Below are 2,672 nucleotides of genomic sequence, written 5' to 3' on the forward strand. Positions count from 1 at the left end.
GATCCCTAGATGGTCTAGATTCGATACTTTCATCTCTGTATTAATATTTACCTCCTCTTTTTTGATTTTCGATGATTTTGATTTTCGGTAATTATTTTACCCTTCCATTACGAGCGGAATGTAGGTGTTAGGACATAAAACCCAAATAGTGTGAGGCGGCGCTTCGCGCCGCCTCACACTATTTGGGTTTTGATTTGTCCTGATACAGGTGGCTATAGCTATAAAACCCAAAAGAGTAATGGCGGCGCTTCGCGCCGCTATTACTCTTTTGGGTTTTATACATTTGTACTCTGACGCACAATTTTAGTGAAAAGAAAGTCTGGGAAAAGCTTGCGAATAAATAATAATTGCTTGGCAATTGGATCGGCGGGATAGCGTAATTTCCATGAGTTATCAGTACTAGCTTTATAGATAGTTTTGGCAACAACTTCAGGCAATGCTCCTGTTGTGCCAATTTGATTGAGTTTCGTCAATACGCGATCGCTAAATTCGTCATATGCTGGGAAATCAGGATTGCTTGTGCGTTCTGCCGATCGCTCATAGAAGTCAGTTTTAATGGGACCTGGCTCAACAATCTTGACACGGATATTAAAGGCGAGCAATTCATGTTGCAATGATTCCGAAAATCCTTCCACAGCCCATTTGGTTGAATGATAAAGGCTATAGAGAGGGAAAGCAACACGCCCACCAATGGAAGCAACGTTTACAATTACCCCCTGTTTGCGATCGCGAAAATGAGGCAGTACTGCGCGGGTAGTTTCCATTAGTCCAAATACATTGGTCGCAAATTGGCGTTGGATTTGTGCAGGTGTGGAAGTTTCAAATGCACCCAACATGCCATAACCTGCATTATTCACCAATACATCGATTGCTCCAAATCTAGAGATTGTTTCAGCAACTGCCTCGGTGATCGTTTGGTAATCGGTAACATCCAGCTTCAGGCAGATTAGGCGATCAAGTTTTGCCAAGCTATCGGCTCGGTCTGTCTCTTTGTCAGGCGATCGCATTGTGGCTACCACATTCCAACCTTGTTTTTGAAAGTACAAAGCCGTTGCTCTGCCAATTCCCGTCGATGCGCCAGTGATTAATACGGTTTTAGTCATGATTTTTTATTATGCAACCTTAGCAAATAATTCTGCGATCGGGCGATCGCTCTCTTCTGCCTTAATCACTATCTCCAGCAACTTATTTTTTGCGGACTCTTCAAATAATGCTTCAACTGTCACTTGGGCAACTTTAGTACGAGGAATACTTCCTTCAAACAAAGTATCAGCACCAGACATGATTAATCCACCTTGCTTCTCATAATTGAGCAATCCTCCAGGACGAACGATGGTGTAGGTCACACCGCTATCCTGTAAATATCTTTCTGCTTGCTTTTTCCAAAATAGTACTAGCCAGAATAGATTTAAGGGATGGAATAATTTCGATACACAAAGGGAAGAGACAATCGCAAAATGTTTGATGTTTTTTGCCTTTGCTGCCTTCACCAAGTTCTTTGTACCAATGTAATCTACTAAATATGGCTCTAATGCATTGAGGCTTGGTTTTGCGCCTGTTGCACAGACCAATACATCACAATCAGTGATCGCCTCTGCTAAGGTGTCCGCATAAAGCACATTACCGCGAACCAATTCCACTTCAGGGGGAAGGATTTTTTTGGCAGTTTCTAGGTCACGCACTAATGCTCTTACGGGAATATTCCGCTTAACTAATTCGGTGACAATATGCCGTCCTGTTTGCCCTGTGGCTCCTGCTACAAATGCTTTCATAGATTATGTTCTCAAAAAATTTACTAAGCCATAGGCAAGTCCATTTTCCATTGTAATGGTGATCTCTGTTCGCTCAACAATACTCACCAGTAAAAACAACTATTTTTGGTTCATGGGGATGCCTACTGAAAGTGCGAGTATCTTTGGATACAGTCTGCGATCGCAATTATTGTCACTTCACTCCTACGGTGAGGAGCGTTACGTTATTATTGGATTATCCAGTGTTAATCGTTTACTGATAGTTGCTCATACTGATCGAGCAGATCGGGTTCGATTAATCAGCGCACGCGAAGCAACTCGATTTGAGCGGAGGTTTTACGAAGATGGATATTAGTAATGAGTTAGAGGATGATTTACGTCCTGAGTATGACTTCAGTAAGATGCAAGGTGGCATTAGGGGAAAGTATGTTGATCGCTATCGAGCAGGAACTAATATTGTGTTGCTTGATCCTGATGTTTTACAAGCTTTTCCTACTAGTGAGTCAGTGAATGAAGCACTTCGCCTGCTTATGCAAATAGCCCAGAGACAAAAAGCTTAAAAAAGTGATTGCTTAAGTAAATTAGGAGTACCAACCAAATGACACAATCTTTAATTCCAACAAAACAGCCAACATTATATGATTGCGACTTTTTGCTATGGACAGAAGAAACGATCGCACATTTGCAAACTGGTGACTTTAAGCAATTAGATATTGCCAACTTAATTGAGGAGATCGACTCATTGGGAAAAGCTCAGAAAAATGCATTTAAAGGTCAAATTCGGGCACTTATCGAACCCACATTCCGCTCGTAATGGAATGAGAAAAACAATTACGAAACAGGTGCAGGGAGCAAATAATAGCGTTGGCAGGTGGGAGAAAAAAACTTTAAAATATGAAGCCGAAGAGGAGACAAATTAAC

5 protein-coding genes are annotated in these 2,672 nt (G+C 41.5%); 3 read left to right on the top strand and 2 right to left on the bottom strand.

Translation table 11 applies throughout. The annotated features are described in order from the left end of the window. Positions 1-275: 275 nt before the first annotated feature. Together B9G53_RS19750 and B9G53_RS19755 are read right to left on the bottom strand one after the other, a co-directional pair. Entirely contained in the window at positions 276-1,103 is an 828-nt protein-coding gene (locus tag B9G53_RS19750) for an SDR family oxidoreductase (RefSeq protein WP_094535186.1), read from the bottom strand. Positions 1,104-1,112: 9 nt separating this feature from the next. After that, complete coding sequence (locus tag B9G53_RS19755) at positions 1,113-1,772, bottom strand: SDR family oxidoreductase (RefSeq protein ID WP_094535187.1); 660 nt, start codon at positions 1,770-1,772, stop codon at positions 1,113-1,115. Between the two features lie 118 nt (positions 1,773-1,890). On the opposite strand from B9G53_RS19755, the gene B9G53_RS19760 reads away from it, so the two are divergent. Genes B9G53_RS19760 through B9G53_RS19770 form a run of 3 tightly spaced genes read left to right on the top strand, consistent with a single transcriptional unit; the run spans position 1,891 to position 2,565 of the window. Further along, positions 1,891-2,106, top strand: a complete 216-nt coding sequence (locus B9G53_RS19760) for a BrnT family toxin (RefSeq protein WP_254923747.1) — start codon at positions 1,891-1,893, stop codon at positions 2,104-2,106. Next, entirely contained in the window at positions 2,096-2,311 is a 216-nt protein-coding gene (locus B9G53_RS19765) for a hypothetical protein (RefSeq protein ID WP_176453282.1), read from the top strand. The genes B9G53_RS19760 and B9G53_RS19765 overlap by 11 nt, the downstream gene beginning before the upstream one ends. Positions 2,312-2,349: 38 nt before the next feature. After that, positions 2,350-2,565 carry a DUF29 family protein gene (locus tag B9G53_RS19770; RefSeq protein WP_094535189.1) on the top strand — a complete coding sequence of 72 codons (216 nt, stop codon included), beginning with the start codon at positions 2,350-2,352 and terminating at the stop codon, positions 2,563-2,565. Positions 2,566-2,672 lie beyond the last annotated feature (107 nt).

The organism is Pseudanabaena sp. SR411, assembly GCF_002251945.1.
Taxonomy (GTDB): domain Bacteria; phylum Cyanobacteriota; class Cyanobacteriia; order Pseudanabaenales; family Pseudanabaenaceae; genus Pseudanabaena.

Excerpts from the sequence above, each read along its gene's own strand:
- B9G53_RS19750 (WP_094535186.1), bottom strand. The coding sequence starts at position 1,103 with ATGACTAAAACCGTATTAATCACTGGCGCATCGACGGGAATTGGCAGA.
- B9G53_RS19755 (WP_094535187.1), bottom strand. The coding sequence starts at position 1,772 with ATGAAAGCATTTGTAGCAGGAGCCACAGGGCAAACAGGACGGCATATT.
- B9G53_RS19760 (WP_254923747.1), top strand. The coding sequence starts at position 1,891 with ATGCCTACTGAAAGTGCGAGTATCTTTGGATACAGTCTGCGATCGCAA.
- B9G53_RS19765 (WP_176453282.1), top strand. The coding sequence starts at position 2,096 with ATGGATATTAGTAATGAGTTAGAGGATGATTTACGTCCTGAGTATGAC.
- B9G53_RS19770 (WP_094535189.1), top strand. The coding sequence starts at position 2,350 with ATGACACAATCTTTAATTCCAACAAAACAGCCAACATTATATGATTGC.